The sequence below is a fragment of the Streptomyces inhibens genome, from assembly GCF_022221585.1.
GTDB classification, from domain to species: Bacteria; Actinomycetota; Actinomycetes; order Streptomycetales; family Streptomycetaceae; genus Streptomyces; species Streptomyces inhibens.
Window position 1 is genome coordinate 6,490,771 of the sequence record NZ_CP084681.1, and the last position, 17,887, is coordinate 6,508,657.

11 protein-coding genes are annotated in these 17,887 nt (G+C 73.5%); 10 read left to right on the forward strand and 1 reads right to left on the reverse strand.

All coding sequences use genetic code 11. The features are described from left to right. Positions 1 to 11 precede the first annotated feature (11 nt). From KI385_RS29520 to moeZ, 5 genes are all read left to right on the forward strand, one after another. On the forward strand, positions 12 to 275 hold the full coding sequence (locus KI385_RS29520) for a hypothetical protein (RefSeq protein WP_238575168.1): 264 nt from the start codon (positions 12 to 14) through the stop codon (positions 273 to 275). After that, positions 272 to 1,483 (forward strand): hypothetical protein, encoded by a 1,212-nt coding sequence (locus tag KI385_RS29525; protein ID WP_238575169.1) that lies wholly within the window; start codon positions 272 to 274, stop codon positions 1,481 to 1,483. The genes KI385_RS29520 and KI385_RS29525 overlap by 4 nt, the downstream gene beginning before the upstream one ends. A 253-nt stretch (positions 1,484 to 1,736) precedes the next feature. Further along, positions 1,737 to 2,693 carry an NAD-dependent epimerase/dehydratase family protein gene (locus KI385_RS29530; protein ID WP_128511796.1) on the forward strand — a complete coding sequence of 319 codons (957 nt, stop codon included), beginning with the start codon at positions 1,737 to 1,739 and terminating at the stop codon, positions 2,691 to 2,693. Then, positions 2,681 to 2,938, forward strand: a complete 258-nt coding sequence (locus tag KI385_RS29535; protein WP_425356973.1) for a hypothetical protein — start codon at positions 2,681 to 2,683, stop codon at positions 2,936 to 2,938. Before KI385_RS29530 ends, KI385_RS29535 begins: the two co-directional genes overlap by 13 nt. Positions 2,939 to 3,011: 73 nt before the next feature. Further along, a complete protein-coding gene (gene moeZ / locus KI385_RS29540) occupies positions 3,012 to 4,190 on the forward strand; it encodes an adenylyltransferase/sulfurtransferase MoeZ (protein WP_238575170.1) in 1,179 nt (392 codons plus the stop codon). A gap of 100 nt (positions 4,191 to 4,290) precedes the next feature. Here moeZ and KI385_RS29545 read toward each other — a convergent pair whose 3' ends face one another. Next, positions 4,291 to 7,314 carry a lysylphosphatidylglycerol synthase transmembrane domain-containing protein gene (locus KI385_RS29545; RefSeq protein WP_238575171.1) on the reverse strand — a complete coding sequence of 1,008 codons (3,024 nt, stop codon included), beginning with the start codon at positions 7,312 to 7,314 and terminating at the stop codon, positions 4,291 to 4,293. 189 nt (positions 7,315 to 7,503) lie between these two features. Here KI385_RS29545 and KI385_RS29550 point away from each other — a divergent pair, with 189 nt between their 5' ends. From KI385_RS29550 to nudC, 5 genes are all read left to right on the forward strand, one after another. Then, positions 7,504 to 7,914 (forward strand): MGMT family protein, encoded by a 411-nt coding sequence (locus tag KI385_RS29550; protein WP_238575172.1) that lies wholly within the window; start codon positions 7,504 to 7,506, stop codon positions 7,912 to 7,914. A gap of 212 nt (positions 7,915 to 8,126) precedes the next feature. Next, positions 8,127 to 11,474 (forward strand): ATP-dependent helicase, encoded by a 3,348-nt coding sequence (locus KI385_RS29555; RefSeq protein ID WP_425356974.1) that lies wholly within the window; start codon positions 8,127 to 8,129, stop codon positions 11,472 to 11,474. A gap of 133 nt (positions 11,475 to 11,607) precedes the next feature. Then, entirely contained in the window at positions 11,608 to 15,261 is a 3,654-nt protein-coding gene (locus KI385_RS29560; RefSeq protein WP_238575173.1) for an ATP-dependent DNA helicase, read from the forward strand. A gap of 10 nt (positions 15,262 to 15,271) precedes the next feature. Beyond that, positions 15,272 to 16,672, forward strand: coding sequence for a dipeptidase (locus KI385_RS29565; RefSeq protein WP_238575174.1), 1,401 nt, complete (start codon positions 15,272 to 15,274; stop codon positions 16,670 to 16,672). A gap of 135 nt (positions 16,673 to 16,807) precedes the next feature. After that, positions 16,808 to 17,743: an NAD(+) diphosphatase gene (gene nudC / locus KI385_RS29570; RefSeq protein ID WP_238575175.1), complete on the forward strand. Its 936-nt coding sequence runs from the start codon at positions 16,808 to 16,810 to the stop codon at positions 17,741 to 17,743. Positions 17,744 to 17,887: the final 144 nt, after the last annotated feature.

The window sequence follows — 17,887 nt, forward strand, 5'->3', positions numbered from 1 at the left end:
GGGAGATGGCAATGGTGACGGCTGTGGTGGACGTGATGTGTGCGATGGGTGTGGTGGGCGTGGCCCTGGTCACAGGCATGGCTGATGTGGCGCACGGCGGCATCCGGGACGGCCGCCGGCGCGGCGCCCGCCCCGCGGCCCCGTCATACGCCGGCGAACGCACGACGCCGGAAGGCCGCGGCCGCCCCGGCCACCCGTCCCGGGCGCACACCCCGCACCCCCGCCCCGACCAGGGCGTCCGCACACCGGCCCGGCGGGGGGAGAACGGATCATGACCACACCCGACGGCGTCGCCGCCCAGGCCCCGGCGCAGCGCAAGGACGCCACCGCCCGCCCCGCACGACGCGGCCCCGCCGACCCCGTACGCGCCCTGATGCACCATCACCAGAACCTGTGCGCACACGCCGTCGACGCGCTGGAGATCGCCGCCGGCCTGGAGGCATACGGCGTCACCGACCGCACGGCCGCGCGCTTCCGGCACCGCGATGTCTTCTCGCTCGCCGAGGAGCTCTACGCCCGGGTGCCGCGCGCCGAGCCGGACGCCGCACCCGCGGCCACGGCCGAGTCCGCCTCCACACCCTCGCCCGGGCGCCCGCCCGCCCCCGCCGGCCGGTCCCGGAGCGTGCGCGGGGCGCTGCAACTGCTGCCCGGCGCGGTCTGCCTCGCGACCGTCGCCGCCCTCGCCTCGTCCGGCGAGGCAACCCCACCGGCCCGTAAGGCGGTGGGCATCGCGGGCGTCGTCCTCCTCGCCCTCGCCGTGCGGCTGGCCGTACGCTCCGGACCGCTGCGACTGCGCCACCACGAGCCCCGATCGCGGGCCGCGGCCCTGTGGATCTGCTGGACGGCCGGGTACGCGGTGTACGGCGACTGGCTGCTGGGGCAACTGCTGACCGGCGGCCCCGATCTGCCGGCCGCCGCCCCCCGGCCCGCCGTCGCCACCGCCGTGGCGCTGGCCTGCGCCCTCGCCCCCGCGGCCGGCTGCGCCCGCTGGTTCGCGGTCCGCGGGCGGCGCGGCCTGGCCGCCAGCCGCGGCCTCGGGGAACTCGCCGCCCGCACCCGCCCGTTGCTGCTCACCGCCACCCTGCTCTTCCTCGGCGCGCTGGTGGCGCTCCTCCTCGGCGCGGGAGCCGTCCTCGGGAGCGACGGCGCGGTGGCGGTGGCGGCGGCGGCCGCGCTCGGTGTGCTGCTCTTCCTCGCCCGGCTGCTCGCCGTACACGGCTTCCCCGAGGCCGCCGCCGCGGGACTGGCCTCGGCCGCCGCCCTCGAAGCCCTGGCCCTGTCCCTCGTACTGATCGCCCGGCTCCCCGGCCTGCCCCCGCTCGACATGCCGGTCGAGACCCTGACCACCGCCGCGGGACCGGCCGCCGTACCCGCCGTGGCCTGCAGCGCCGCCGCCCTCGGCCTGCTCGTCCACGGCCTGCGGGCGCTCACCGGCGCCTGCGCGCACTCACCCTGCGAACCGGCGGAGGCGCACCGGCCGTGACCCACCGGACACTTCCCGGCCCGGACCGTCCCCCACCCCCACACGGGCACCCCCACCACGCACCACCCCCGAAGAGGCACCCCGAAACGGCCCCTTCGACCCCGTTGACCACGTCGCCGCGGACCACACCCCCCACGTGGCCCCCGCCCCCGGCCTCGCGGCCGAAGCCGACGTACTTCCCACCATCCGCCTTAGGAGCGCGACACATGAACGTCCAGCCGACCACACGCCACGCGGACCGGGGGGTCGCACGATGAGGGTGCTGCTCATCGGCGCCAACGGCTACCTCGGCCGCTACGTCGCCGACCGCCTGCTCGCCGACCCCGCCGTCCAGCTCACCGCCCTCGGGCGGGGCGATGACGCCGACGTCCGCTTCGACCTGGCCACCGGCAGCCCCGGCGCGCTCACCCGCTTCCTCGACGCGGTACACCCCGGCGTGGTCGTCAACTGTGCCGGCGCCACCCGCGGCGGCGCCCGCGACCTGACCCGGCACAACACCGTCGCGGTCGCCACCATCTGCGAATCGCTGCGGCGCAGCGGCTGCGGCGCCCGGCTCGTCCACCTCGGCTGCGCCTCCGAGTACGGGCCCTCCCAGCCCGGCTCCTCCACCGCCGAGGACGCGGTGCCGCGCCCCGGTGGCCCGTACGGCGTGAGCAAACTCGCCGCCACCGAGCTCGTCCTCGGCTCCGGGCTCGACGCCGTCGTGCTGCGGATCTTCTCACCGGTCGGCCCCGGCACCCCGGCCGGATCGCCGCTCGGCCGGCTCGCCGAGGCGATGCGCCGCGCCATGCAGTCCGGCGACAGCGAACTCAAGCTCGGCGGGCTCGGGGTGCAACGCGACTTCGTCGATGTCCGCGATGTCGCGCGCGCCGTGCACGCGGCCTCGCTGTCCGCCGCACAGGGCGTCGTCAACATCGGGACGGGCCGCGCCGTACGGCTGCGCGAGGCCGCGTCCGTGCTCGCCCGGGTCGCCGGCTTCGGCGGCGCGCTCCACGAACTCGACTCCCCGCCGGCCCGCCTGGTCATCCCCGGCCCGTCCACCGAGCACCCGGTCGGCTCGCCGCCCGCCACCTACCCCTACCCGGACGGCTGCGGCACCTGGCAGCAGGCCGATGTGCGCACCGCCCGCGACCGGCTCGGCTGGCGCCCCCGGATCGTCCTGGAGGAATCCCTCGCCGACATCTGGATGGAGGCCGCATGTCGTATCTGACCACCGCACGGCCTCGTGAGACGGGTGTCCGATTGCTGGGACACCTGGACATGGGCCAGGGCGCGGGCCCCTTCCACGAGCTGATCCCCGACGCGCACCGCTACCGGGAGTGGTACAAGACCGACGGCTCCCTCACCGACCGCCGGGCCGCCGGGGCGGCAGGTGCCGGCGGAGACGCCTGGGAGTCGCTGCCCGGCTACTGGGACGATTTCGTCTCGCGCATCGGACCAGGTGTCTCGGAATGAAGAAGGGCGTGGCAGTGTTACGGGAAGACAATTAGTCCTGAGATACCGACCAACCCCCTTGTTGAGGTCATCCGTGTCGCTGCCACCCCTGGTCGAGCCCGCTTCGGAGCTCACCGTCGACGAGGTCCGCAGGTACTCCCGCCACCTGATCATTCCCGATGTCGGGATGGACGGGCAGAAGCGGCTGAAGAACGCCAAGGTGCTGTGTGTCGGCGCCGGCGGCCTGGGCTCGCCCGCGCTGATGTACCTGGCCGCGGCCGGCGTCGGCACGCTCGGCATCGTGGAGTTCGACGAGGTCGACGAGTCGAATCTGCAGCGCCAGATCATCCACAGCCAGGCGGACATCGGTCGCTCCAAGGCCGCGTCCGCCAAGGACACGGTGCTGGGCATCAACCCGTACGTCACGGTCAACCTGCACGAAGAGCGCCTCGACTCCACGAACGTCATGGAGCTCTTCTCCCAGTACGACCTGATCGTGGACGGCACGGACAACTTCGCCACCCGCTACCTGGTCAACGACGCCTGCGTACTGCTGAACAAGCCGTACGTCTGGGGTTCGATCTACCGCTTCGACGGCCAGGCCTCCGTCTTCTGGTCCGAGCACGGCCCCTGCTACCGCTGCCTGTACCCGGAGCCCCCGCCGCCGGGCATGGTGCCCTCCTGCGCCGAGGGCGGCGTCCTCGGTGTGCTGTGCGCCTCCATCGGCTCCATCCAGGTCAACGAGGCCATCAAGCTGCTCGCCGGCATCGGTGACCCGCTGGTCGGCCGCCTGATGATCTACGACGCGCTGGAGATGACCTACCGTCAGGTCAAGGTCCGCAAGGACCCGAACTGCGCGGTCTGCGGCGAGAACCCGACCGTCACCGAGCTCATCGACTACGAGGCCTTCTGCGGCGTCGTGTCCGAGGAGGCCCAGGAGGCGGCGGCCGGCTCGACGATCACTCCCAAGCAGCTCAAGGAGTGGATCGACGCCGACGAGAAGATCGAGATCATCGACGTCCGCGAGCCCAACGAGTTCGAGATCGTCTCGATCCCCGGCGCCAAGCTGATCCCCAAGAACGAGTTCCTGATGGGCGCTGCCCTCCAGGACCTCCCGCAGGACAGGAAGATCGTCCTGCACTGCAAGACGGGCGTCCGCTCGGCCGAGGTACTGGCCGTACTGAAGTCCGCGGGCTTCGCCGACGCCGTGCATGTCGGCGGCGGCGTCATCGGCTGGGTCAACACCGTCGAGCCGGAGAAGCCGGTCTACTGATCGCAGCGTCCACGCGTAGGGCGCCGGTCCGCACTGCGGACCGGCGCCCTTTGCGTCTCGCCAAATTTGCGGCTGCTGACGGCCGGGTCGGGGCCGCCGCTCAGATCTCGCCCTTGCGCGTCAGGTGCGTGAAGGCCAGCCAGCCCGGCAGCACCGGCAGCCAGAACGTCATCAGGCGGAACAGCAGCACCGCGGGGAAGGCGATGTCGCCGGCGAGCCCGGCGAACGTCAGCGCGGTGAGCAGCGCGCCCTCGACCGCGCCCACACCGCCCGGCGTCGGCGCCGCCGACCCCAGCGCGTTGCCGGCGAGGAAGGCCACCGCGATGCTCGCGTAACTGAGCTGCTCACCGCCGCCGAACGCGCGGATCGAGGCGTCCAGGCACATCACGTTCGCCGCGGTCAGCAGCAGCATCCCGCCGATCCCGGTGACCAGCTTCCGGGGCCGCTGCAGGATGTCCAGCATCCGCGGCACCACACCGGCAAACAGCGACCGCAGCCGCGTCACCACGAACTTCCGCAGCACCGGCACCGCCGTCACCACCAGCACCAGCACCGCCACCGTCAGCAGTCCGGCGATGACCGTACGGGACGGCGACAACTGGTCCTGTCTGCTCTGCATGCCGGTCAGATAGCCGAAGGTCAGCAACAGCAGGATGTGGCTGCCCAGACTGAACAGCTGGGACGCGCCGACACTCGCCACCGCAAGGCCGGGCCGGACGCCGGCGCGCTGCAGGAAGCGGGTGTTGAGCGCCACCCCGCCGATCGCCGCGGGCGCCACCAGCTTCACGAAGTTGCCCGCGATCTGGGCGATGACGGTTTTGACGAAGGCCACCTTCTCGGTGACGAATCCCAGCAGGCTCATCGCCGCCGCGATGTACGTCAGCGCCGAGAAGAACATCGCCACCAGCACCCACACCCACTGGGCCTTGCTGAACACATCGTCGAGGTTGAAGTGCGTCAGCTGCGACAGCAGCAGATACGCGGCGAACGCTCCGGCGATCCAGCTGATCAGGATGCGCGGGCTGAGCCGCTCCAGCTTCGCCGGTTCGATCACCGCCGTCGGCCGGATCAACAGCACCTGCCGGCGGATCTGGGCGAGCAGATCCTCCTCGCGGGCCTCCTCCGACGCCTCGTCCAGGGCCCGCTTCTCGGCGTTCTTCTCCGCGTGCCGCTCGGCCCGCATCGTCTTGCGGTCCTTCGGGCCCGCCGCTTCACGCGCCTCGCGCGCCTCCTTGGCGGCCTGTGAGGCGGCCAGCACCGCCTCCCGCTCCCGCTTGGAACGCTCGCGCGCCAGATGGCGCAGCGTCGCACGGGTGCTGCGGCTGAGCGCGATCGGCTGCAGCAGCGGGAGGCTGTCGGCGACCGCGTCCGGGCCGAGCACCTCGACGGCCGCGGCCACCGCGCGCTCGGCGCCCACCCGCAGCCCGCAGGTGGTCAGCAGCTGGGCGATGTCCATCCGCAGAACGAGATCGCCGGCCGCGATCTCACCGCCGCGCAGCTCGGTCAGGACGATGTTGCCGGAACGATCCACCAGCAGTGCTTCACCCACCAGCCGCCGGTGCGCGATCCGCCGCGACTGCAGCGCCGCGACCTGCCGCCACGCGCTGTGCATCAGCGCGTCGGTGATCTCCTCGTCGGCCAGCGAGTCGAAGCTGCGGCCGCCGATGTGCTCGTAGACCAGCATCACCGCGTCCGGGCCGAGCTCGGAGGTGGCGATCAGCTTGGGCGCGTTGGCGCCGGCCGCGATGGCCGCATACGCCAGCAGCGCCTCCTGCTCCAGCGCCTGGCGCAGCGACAGCAGGCTGCGGCGCTGATTGATGCCGCGCAGCGACAGCCGCCGCCACACCCGGTAGAAGAAGCCCTGCGCCTGCTGCTCACGGTCGACGACGGTGACATCGATCGGCGGGCCGTCCTCCAGCGTGACGAGGTAGCGGCGGCCGCGGTCGGCCTGCTCGGAGTTGGTGGCGTCCTCCGCGCGCATCGCGCTGACCGGGTGGAAGCCGACCCGGCGCAGCCCCGCGAGGAGGTTCTGGCCGGTGGGGCGGACATTGGGGGAGCCGACGGCGTAGAGGGTCCCGTAGGCGACGGTCCAGCCGATCAGCACCGTCGTGATGATCGCGAACGGTGTGGTGTACCGCCCGACCAGCACCGCGACGACGTCCAGCAGCACCACGAACCACATCGCGACCCGCCAGCGGGGTCGCCGGGACATCCCCACCGCCGTCATATAGGCGATCACCGGCGCCAGATAGCTGTGCACCGGCGCGGAGAGGGAACCGTTCGCCAACGGCTGGGTCAGCGCGACCCGGATGGAGGCGGGCGCGGCCTCGGCCACCCACAGGTCGGTCGCCAGTGACACCCCGTGGGCGAGCACCGCGGCCAGCACACCGTCCGCGATCCGCAGCCCGTCCCGCTTGATCAGCCGCTCGACGGCGAACGCCACCGGCACGATCAGCACCAGGACGCTGGAGGCCAGCCCCGCCAGATTGATCAGCAGCGGGGGCGCCGCCTTCGCGCCGGTGCCGATGTCCCTCGCCAGACCCTGGGTGGTGCCGTGCGCGAACGTGGCGAGCCCGAGGACGAGCGCGATCGCGGCCATGCCGAGCAGCAGCCGCAGCAGGTCGGCGGGCCGGTGCACCCGGGCGGGCAGCAGCGGCTCGTCGCCGGAGACCCGGTCGACATGGAACTCGCCGTGCTCGTCGGCGCTGAGGTCGGCACGGTGCGAGCCCGTCCGGGCCTTGCCCCGCGCCGCGCCGGACGCCGGCTCCTCGCCCTTGTCGTGCTCGACCCGCTCGTCCTGCCGCTGCTCGGTCTGCTGCGTGTCGTCCCGCTCCTCCTCGTGCCCCTTGGGTGGTTCGGGCTCCTCGGGCCCATTCGGCCTCTCGGACGCCCCGGGTCGTTCGGCCTTCTCGATCGTGCTCGCCTTTTCGGTAGCGGAAGCCGTGGCCGACTCCCGTTGGTGCTTCCCCTGTTGCGCCACGTGCTGCCGCTCCGGTCGCTCGGTCGGCGCGGCCGGGTAAGGCGCGGCGTCGGCGGCGTCGACGGTCAGCGCGTCAGGAGCGCCCGCCTCCCGTGGAGGCGCTGCGCCCTGCTGCTCGGCCGTCTCTTCTTGATCTCGTATCACCAGTCACCGTCCGGAAGATGGTGGCACGGCCGACCGGTGGAGGGGGGCATCAGGGTGCATTTCGGGGGTACGGGAAGCGGAACGACCGCCCCCGCACCACGGCTGACGGCGCCTTGCCGCCGACCTCCCTGGTGGTGCAGGACCGTGTGTCCGATCCCATTGTCGGTGCCGTACGGCAGGATGGACCGAATGAGTGGGACCGGAGATACGGCGGCAGGTGAACCGCCCGAGTACCCCGAGTACGCGGAGCGGGTCCTCGCCGTCGCCGAGCTGATCCCGGCGGGCCGGGTGATGACGTACGGCGATGTCGCGGAGTGGCTCGAAGGGGAGGAACAGCCCGAAGGGCTTCCGGCGACGGGCGGCGGCCCGCGGCAGGTGGGGCGGGCGATGGCGCTCTACGGCGGCGCCGTGCCCTGGTGGCGGGTGGTGCGCGCGGACGGCCGGCTGCTGCCCGGCAGCGAACTGCGCGCGCTGGCGCACTACCGCGACGAGGGCACGCCCCTGCGCGAGGCCCGGCCGGGTGCCGAAGACCACATACCGCGGCTGGACATGCGGCGGGCCCGGTGGGACGGGCGCCAGGACACCGGCGGGGCACCCTAGTGCGGAGCGCAGCGCGGAGGGCAGCGCACCTCCGGCGGCGGTGGGACGCGGTGCGGCCACGGCGCCGCCTGGCGTAGCGTCGGGCACCGCCGTCACGACGACGGCCCCATCCCGCGGCGCACCGCCGGCCGGCAGCCCGGCCGGCTCCCCGCACCACGGCCCGCACCGCATACGCACCACGACCAGCACCCTCCTCAGGACCGGCGATCCACGTGAGTTCCTCCTTCTCGGCCATCCCGCCGACGCAGCCCCGACGGGCCGCGCGACGGGATGCCTCCGGCGCGTACCGACTGGTGCGTACCCCGCCGGGGCGGGTGGATCCTCCTACCTTGGACGCAGCCCAGCGCGCTGTGGTTGACCACCGGCACGGGCCGCTGCTGGTGCTGGCCGGACCGGGCACCGGCAAAACCACCACCCTCGTGGAGTCGGTGGCACGCCGGGTGCGGGCCGGCGGCGACCCCGAGCGGATCCTCGTCCTCACCTTCAGCCGCAAGGCCGCCGTCGAACTACGGGACCGGCTCGCGGCCCGCCTGCGCACCAGCTTCGTCCCGCAGGCGACGACCTTCCACTCCTTCTGCTACGCCCTGGTCCGCGCCCACCAGGACGCCGAACTCTTCGCCGACCCCCTACGGCTGCTGTCCGGACCCGAACAGGACCTCGTCGTCCGTGAGCTCCTCGAAGGACAGGCGGAGCTGGCCGACGCCGGCCGCGCCCAGGTCCACTGGCCCGACGAACTGCGGGCCTGCCTGACCACCCGAGGCTTCGCCGACGAAGTCCGCGCCGTGCTCGCCCGCAGCCGCGAACTGGGCCTGGGCCCCGACGCCCTCGGCGCCTTCGCCCAGCGCACCGGACGCCCCGACTGGAGCGCCGCGGCCGCCTTCCTCGCCGAATACCTCGACGTCCTCGACGGCCAGGGCGTACTCGACTACGCCGAACTGGTGCACCGCGCGGTGCTGCTCGCCGAGCGCACCGACGTCGCGGCGGAGCTGGCCGCCCGCTACGACGCGGTCTACGTCGACGAGTACCAGGACACCGACGCCGCCCAGGTACGGTTGCTGCGCGCACTCGCCGGCAACCACGGAGCGCCCGGCGCACCCGGTTCCCCGGGACGCACCCTCGTAGCCTTCGGCGACCCCGACCAGTCGATCTACGCCTTCCGCGGCGCCGACATCAACGGCATCCTCGACTTCCCCGAGACCTTCCGGCGCGGCGACGGCACCCCCGCCCCGGTGGCCGTCCTCGACACCAGCCGCCGCTCCGGCGCCACCCTGCTCGCCGCCACCCGGCTGCTGACCCGCCGGATGCCGCTCACCCGCCTCCCGGCCCGTAAGGTCCGCGCCCACCGCGAACCCACGCCCGTACGGGACGGCGGCCGCGTCGAGGTGTACACCTACCCGACACCCGGCGCCGAACTCGACAACATCGCCGACATCCTGCGCCGCGCCCACCTGGAGGACGGCGTGCCCTGGCACGACATGGCCGTCCTCGTCCGCGCCGGCGGACACTCGATCCCCGCCGTGCGCCGCGCGCTCACCTCCGCCGGCGTGCCGCTCGACATCGACGGCGACGACCTGCCCCTGCGACACGAACCGGCGGTCGCCCCCCTACTGACCGCACTACGGGCCGCCGCGCGCGCCGCCCTCGCACCGGAGCCCGCCACCCCCGACGAAGCCACCCCCCGGTGGCTCGACGCCGAAACCGCCCTGGACCTGCTGACCTCCCCCCTGGGCGGCATGGACTCCGCCGACCTGCGCCGCCTGGGCCGCGCACTGCGCGAGGAGGAACGCGCCGCCGGCCAACCACTGCCCCGCCCGTCCGACGAACTGATCGCCCGGGCGCTCGCCGAACCCCAGCGCCTGGTCGCACACGACCCCGCCTACGCCCGCGGCGCCCAGCGGCTCGGCCTGCTGCTGCGCAAGGCCCGCGAACTGCTGGCCGGCGGCGGCACCGCCGAACAGGCCCTGTGGCAGCTGTGGGACGGCACCCCCTGGCCGCAGCGCCTGGAGCGCGCCGCCCGGCGCGGCGGCGCCGCCGGCCGCAACGCCGACCGGGACCTGGACGCGGTGGTCGCCCTGTTCGAGACCGCGGCCCGCGCCGAGGAACGCACCGGCGGCCGCGGCGCCCTCAACTTCCTCGAAGAACTCGACGCCCAGGACATCGCCGCCGACACCCTCACCCGCCGCACCGTGCGCCCCGACGCCGTACGGCTGATGACCGCGCACCGCTCCAAGGGCCTGGAATGGCGGCTGGTCGTCATCGCCGGCGTCCAGGAAGGCCTCTGGCCCGACCTGCGCCGACGCGGCTCGCTCCTGGAAGCCGACCGGATCGGCCGCGACGGCCTCGCCGCACCGCTCACCCCCGGCGCACTCCTCGCCGAGGAACGCCGGCTGTTCTACGTCGCCGCGACCCGCGCCCGCGAACGCCTCGTCGTCACCGCCGTGAAGGCCGCCGCCGACGACGGCGACCAGCCCTCCCGCTTCCTCACCGAACTCGGCACCACCCCCCAGGACATCACCGGCCGCCCCCGCCGCCCCCTCGCGATGGCCGCGCTCGTCGCCGAGCTGCGCGCCACCACCGTCGACCCCGCGGCCACCCCCGCACTGCGCGAGGCCGCCGCCCAGCGCCTCGCCACACTCGCCGCGCTGCACGACGACGACCACCACCCCCTGGTGCCGGCCGCACACCCCGACAACTGGTGGGGCCTCCTCGAACCCACCCACTCCAGCGTCCCGCTGCGCGACCGCGACCGGCCCGTGGTCCTCTCCGGCAGCGCCCTCGACCAGCTCGCCAACACCTGCTCCCTCCAGTGGTTCCTGGGCCGCGAGGTCAAGGCGGACACCCCCGCCACCGCCGCCCAGGGCTTCGGCAACGTCGTCCACGTCCTCGCCGACGAGGTCGCCTCCGGCCGCACCCCCGCCGACCTGACCGTCCTGATGGAGCGCCTGGACTCCGTATGGGACGCGCTCGCCTTCGACGCCCCCTGGAAGTCCCGCCAGGAAAAGGACCACGCGCGCGCCGCCCTGGAACGCTTTCTGCGCTGGCACGTCATGGAGCGCGAAACCCACGGCCGCGAGACCGTCGCCACCGAGCACGGCTTCGACGTCACCCTCCAGGCAGGCGCCTACGACGTCCGCATCCGCGGCAGCATGGACCACGTCTCCCAGGACACCCAGGGACGCGCCTACGTCGTCGACTTCAAAACCGGCAAGCAAAAGCCCACCGGGCCCGAAGTCGCCCGCCACCCCCAGCTCGCCGTCTACCAGCTCGCCGTACGCGAAGGCGCCGTCGACGACGCCTTCGACGGCCGGACACCGGACGCCGGCGGCGCCGAGCTGGTCCATCTGCGACTCGGCGCGCCCGTGAAGGAGGGCGGCGACGCGCTGCCCGCCGTACAGGCACAGCAGCCGCTGGAGGGAGAGTGGGTCGGCGAACTCCTCGCCACCGCCGCCGGCCGCGTCCTGGAGGAGCGCTTCACCCCCACCACCGGGACCCACTGCACCCACTGCACCTTCCGCGCCTCGTGCAGCGCCCAGCCGGAGGGCCGGCACATCGTCGAGTGAGCGCGAAACGATCACGTCGGCAGCCCGGCAGGGATCGTGCGCGCGGGGGTGAGCGCGATGCGATCAAGGCTGTGACCAGCGAAGACGTCGCGGGTGGCGGCGATTGTCAGTGGCGCCCGTTACGGTTTTCGCTGTGTCAGCCCGCATCACCGACCCCGAGCAGCTCAAAGAGCTCCTCGGTATCCCGTTCACACCGGAGCAGACGGAGTGCATCACCGCCCCGCCCGCCCCGCAGGTCATCGTGGCCGGAGCCGGCTCGGGCAAGACCACGGTCATGGCCGCCCGCGTCGTGTGGCTGGTCGGCACCGGCCAGGTCGCCCCCGAACAGGTCCTCGGACTGACCTTCACCAACAAGGCAGCCGGCGAACTCTCCGAACGCGTCAGAGCCGCCCTCCTCGCCGCCGGCGTCACCGACCCCGACGCGCTCCCACCCGCCGGCCACGGCCCCGACACCGACCAGCCCCCCGGCGAGCCACGGATCTCCACCTACCACGCCTTCGCCGGGCAGCTCCTCAAGGACCACGGCCTGCGCATCGGCCTGGAACCCAGCGCCCGGCTGCTCGCCGACGCCACCCGCTTCCAGCTCGCCGCCCGGACCCTGCGCGCCGCCCCCGGCCCCTACCCGGCGCTCACCACCTCCCTGCCCTCCCTCGTGGAGGACCTCCTCGCCCTCGACGCCGAACTCGCCGAACACCTCGTGGACCCCGCCCGGCTCCGCACGTACGACAACGAACTCCTCGCCGCCCTCGACGGCGTGAAACTCACCAACGCCGACCTGCGCAAGGTCCCCGAAACCGCCCGCGGCCGCCTCGAACTGCTCGACCTCGTCACCGCCTACCGCAGCGAAAAACGCCGCCGCGACCTCCTCGACTTCGGCGACCAGATCGCCCACTCCGCGACCCTCGCCACCACCCGCCCCGACGTCGGCCGCATCCTGCGCGACGAATTCCGCGTCGTCCTCCTCGACGAATACCAGGACACCTCCGTCGCCCAACGGCTGCTGCTGTCCGGCCTCTTCGGCGCCGGCACCGGAGCCGCCGCCGGGCATGCCGTCACCGCCGTCGGCGACCCCTGCCAGGCCATCTACGGCTGGCGCGGTGCCTCCGTCGCCAACCTCGACGACTTCCCCGCCCACTTCCCCTTCGCCGACGGCACCCCCGCCCGCCGCTACGCCCTCAGCGAGAACCGCCGCAGCGGCGGCCGCCTCCTCGACCTCGCCAACGGCCTCGCCGCCCCCCTCCGCCGGATGCACGAGGGCGTCGAAGCCCTACGCCCCGCCCCCGGCGCCGAGCGCGACGGCACGGTCCGCTGCGCCCTGCTGCCCACCCACGCCGAAGAGCTCACCTGGCTCGCCGACTCCCTCGCCCACCTCGTCCGCACCGGCACCCCACCCGGCGAGATCGCGGTGCTCTGCCGCACCGCCGGCGACTTCGCCCGCATCCAGGGCGAACTCGTCGCCCGGGACATCCCCGTCGAGGTCGTCGGCCTCTCCGGCCTGCTGCATCTGCCCGAGATCGCCGACCTCGTCGCCGTCTGCGAAGTCCTCCAGGACCCCACCGCCAACGCCTCCCTGGTCCGCCTGCTGATCGGCCCGCGCTGGCGGATCGGCCCCCGCGACCTGGCCCTCCTCGGCCGCCGCGCCCGCACCCTCGTCCACCACAGCAGCCCGTCCGACGACCCCGGACAACGCCTCGCGGAAGCCGTCGAAGGCGTCGACCCGGCCGAAACCATCTCCCTCGCCGACGCCCTCGACACCTTCCTGGAAGCCGAAGGACCCGACGACGGCCTGCCGTTCTCCGCCGAGGCACGGATCCGCTTCGCCTACCTCGCCACCGAGCTGCGCGACCTGCGGCGCTCCCTCGGCGACCCCCTCATGGACGTCCTCCACCGGGTGCTCGCCGCCACCGGCCTGGAGGTCGAGCTGTCCGCCTCACCCCACGCCCTCGCCGCCCGCCGCCGCGAGACCCTCGGCACCTTCCTCGACATCGCCGCCGGCTTCGCCGCCAAACAGGGCGGCGAATCCCTCGACGGCGAAGCCACCCTCCTCGCCTTCCTCGGCTTCCTGCGCACCGCCGTCCAGTACGAAAAGGGCCTCGACAGCTCCCTTCCCGGCGGCGACAACACCGTCAAGGTGCTCACCGCCCATAAATCCAAGGGCCTGGAATGGGACGTCGTCGCCGTACCCGGCCTGGTCGGCAAGCAATTCCCCAGCGAACAGGCCCGCGAGTCCTGGATCAGCCGCCCCAAGGTCCTGCCGCACGCCCTGCGCGGCGACGCCGCCACCCTCCCCGACATCGAGAAGTGGGACGCCCGCGGCCTCAAGTCCTTCAAGGAGGCGATGAAGCACCACCAGGAAACCGAGGAACTCCGCCTCGGCTATGTCACCTTCACCCGCCCGCGCTCCCTGCTCCTCGGCTCCGGCCACTGGTGGGGCCCCAACCAGAAGCGACCCCGCGGCCCCTCCGCCTTCCTCGACGCACTCCGCGAGCACTGCGAAGCCGGACACGGCGAGATCGAAGCCTGGGCCGAGCCCCCCGAGGACGGCGCCGAGAACCCGGCCCTCGCCGAAGCCGCCACCGAACAGGCCTGGCCGCTGCCCCTCGACCCCACGGCCACCGCCCGCCGCCGCGCCGCCGCGGCCACCGTCCGCGCCCATCTGGCGCGCCGACAGGGCGCCGCCGACCCCGCTCCCGCCACGGCCCCCGCGCCGCTGTTCGCGCACGACCCGGAATGGCCGCCGCCCCCGGCGGACGAGGAGTGGGCGGGCGACCCGTACGACGAGTGGGACGGCGATCCGTACGACATCCCGGAAGCCGGCCCGTTCGACGACACCCCGCCGGACGCCGCACCGCCCTACGACGCCCTCGCCGAAGCCGACCCCTTCGACGAGGCTCCGCCGCACGCCACCACCCCCGACGCCGGGCCCACCCCGGCCGCCCGGCCCCGCATCATCGCCCAACGCTCGGCCGAGCCCGACCTCACCGGACCCGAGTTCACCGGATTCCCCGGCCCCGACACCGCCCACCCCACCGACCCCGGCGACACCACCCCACACGCCCTCCTCCCCGAGGAGCGCCGCATCGTCGGATCCTGGGACCGCGATCTGGACGCCCTCGCCGCCGAGCTGCGCCGCTCCCGCGCCACCGTCCGCGACGTCCCCCTCCCCGCCGCGCTCAGCGCCACCCAGCTCCTCCGCCTCGCCGCCGACCCCGACGGCTTCGCCCGCGAACTGGCCCGCCCCATGCCGCGCCCGCCCCAGCCCGGCGCCCGCCGTGGCACCCGCTTCCACGCCTGGGTCGAATCCCGCTTCGAAGAACTGACCCTGCCGTTCCTCGGCCCCGACGAACTACCCGGCGCCGACCCGGGCGACGAAACCGGCATCGCCGACGAACACGACCTCGAAACCCTCAAGGAAGCCTTCGCCCGCACCCCCTACGCCCACCGCACCCCCCACCGCATCGAGGCCCCCTTCCAGCTGACACTCGCCGGACGAGTGATCCGCGGCCGCATCGACGCCGTCTACAAGGAGCGCGGCCCCGACGGCGACCGCTTCGAGATCGTCGACTGGAAGACCGGCCGGGCCCACACCGCCGACCCCCTCCAGCTGGCCGTCTACCGCCTCGCCTGGGCCGAGCGCCACGGCCTGCCGCCGTCCGCCGTCGACGCCGCCTTCCTCTACGTCCGCACCGGCGAAGTCGTCAGACCCACACGACTGCCCGGCCGGGCCGGACTCGAACGCATCCTCCTCGGCGAGACCGCCGACCGGCCTCCCCCGGAAGGCCGATAGGCTCGGTCGTATGAGCACAACCCCGGACAGCGCCGTCCGCGCGTACATCGCAGGCCACCGCGAAGCCTTCCTCGACGACCTCGCCGACTGGCTGCGCATCCCCTCCGTGTCCGCCGACCCGGAACGCGCCGCCGATGTGCGCCGCAGCGCCGAATGGCTCGCCGCAAAGCTCACCGACACCGGCTTTGCCACCACCGAGATCTGGGAGACCGACGGCCTGCCCGCCGTCTTCGCCGAATGGCCCTCCGGGGACCCGGCCGCGCCGACCGTGCTCGTCTACGGCCACCACGACGTACAGCCCGCCGCCCGCGAGGACGGCTGGCACACCGACCCCTTCGTGCCGCAGACCGTCGACGGCAAGCTCTACGCCCGCGGTGCCGCCGACGACAAGGGCCAGGTGTTCTTCCACACCCTCGGCGTACGCGCGCACCTCGCCGCGACCGGCCGCACCGCCCCCGCCGTCAACCTCAAGCTGCTCATCGAGGGCGAGGAGGAGTCCGGCTCACCGAACTTCCCGGCACTGATCGAGAAGCACGCCGACCGCCTCGCCTGCGACGCCGTGATCGTCTCCGACACCGGCATGTGGTCCAAGGACACCCCCACCGTCTGCACCGGCATGCGCGGCCTGACGGACTGTCAGATCGACCTGTACGGCCCCGACCAGGACATCCACTCCGGCTCGTTCGGCGGCGCCGTACCCAACCCCGCTACCGAGGCCGCCCGGCTGGTCGCCGCGCTGCACGACACCGACCGCCGCGTCGCCGTCCCCGGCTTCTACGACGGCGTGATCGAGCTCACCGACCGCGAGCGGGAGCTCTTCGCCGAGCTGCCTTTCGACGAGGACGAGTGGCTGCGCACCGCGCACTCCCACGCCCCCCTCGGCGAGGCCGGCAGCACCACCCTGGAGCGCATCTGGGCCCGCCCCACCGCCGAGGTCAACGGCATCGGCGGCGGCTACCAAGGCCCCGGCGGCAAGACCATCGTCCCGTCCACCGCCCAGCTGAAGCTCTCCTTCCGGCTGGTCGCGGGCCAGGACGCGGCCGCCGTCCAGCAGTCCGTGCGCGACTGGGTCGCCGCGAGCCTCCCTGCCGGCATCCGCCACAAGATCACCTTCTGGGGCGCCACCCGCCCCTGCCTCACCCCGCTCGACCACCCCGCGCTCCAGTCCGTCGTCCGCGCCATGGGACGTGCCTTCGGCCAGAAGATCCGCTTCACCCGCGAGGGCGGCTCAGGGCCGGCGGCCGACCTCCAGGACGTCCTCGGCGTCCCGGTCCTCTTCCTCGGCATCTCTGTCCCCTCCGACGGCTGGCACGCACCGAACGAAAAGGTCGAGCTCGACCTGCTGATGAAGGGCGTCGAGACCGCCGCCCACCTGTGGGGCGACCTGGCGGAAACCTGGCGCACGGCTTGACCGCGCTCTCACCCGTAGCCTCAAAGGCGCGGGTGGGGGTGCCCCCAGCGGTAGCCGGGGGAGTGCCCCATCGCCGTACCGTTCCGCGCCCGTACGCAGCAATCACCCACGCCACAGGGGGAGTTGGAAACAGCAGTGACCACCTGGACCGACCACACCGCCGACCGGCCGCTCACTTTCAGCGCGCCGAGCGGAATTGACCGCTCCGCCCATCACCGCCTCGACGAGGCCTGGCTGGCGGCGGCCTGGAGCCACCCGACGACGCGCGTCTTCGTGGTGTCCGGCGGCCAGGCCCTGATCGACGACACCCCCGACGGCCGCACCGAACTGATCATGACGCCGTCCTTCGAGGCGCCACTGACCGAGGCCCACCGCTACTACCTCGGCACCGACGACGAGGGCGTCAGCTACTTCGCCCTCCAGAAGGACGCACTGCCCGGCCGCATGGACCAGTCCGCGCGCCCGGCCGGGCTGCGCGAGGCGGGCCTGCTGCTCTCCCCCCGGGACGCCGGCCTGCTCGTCCACGCCGTCGCCCTGGAGAACTGGCAGCGGCTGCACCGCTTCTGCTCACGCTGCGGCGAACGCACCGTCATCGCCGCCGCGGGCCACATCCGCCGCTGCCCGGCCTGCGGCGCCGAGCACTACCCGCGCACCGACCCGGCCGTGATCATGCTCGTCACCGACGAGGAGGACCGCGCGCTCCTGGGCCGCCAGGTCCACTGGCCCGAAGGCCGCTTCTCCACCCTCGCCGGCTTCGTCGAGCCGGGCGAGTCCATCGAGCAGTCGGTGGCGCGCGAGGTCTTCGAGGAGGCGGGCGTCGTCGTCGGCGAGGTCGAGTACGTCGCCAGCCAGCCCTGGCCCTTCCCCTCCAGCCTGATGCTGGGCTTCATGGCCCGCGCCACGTCCTCCGAGATCCAGGTGGACGGCGAGGAGATCGAAGAGGCCCGCTGGTTCTCCCGCGAGGACCTGCGAGCCGCCTTCGAATCCGGCGAGGTCCTCCCGCCGTACGGGATCTCCATCGCCGCCCGCCTCATCGAGCTCTGGTACGGCAAGCCGCTGCCCAAGCCGTGAGCGACGCCGCGGTGCCCGCCCCCGCGCACGCCTGACGCCGCACGCACACACAGGGCCGCCGACCGGATCCATCCCATGGACCGGCCGACGGCCCTGTGAAACCGCTCACGGCGAACGGACCCGCCCGTCCGTCCGTCAGCTCGT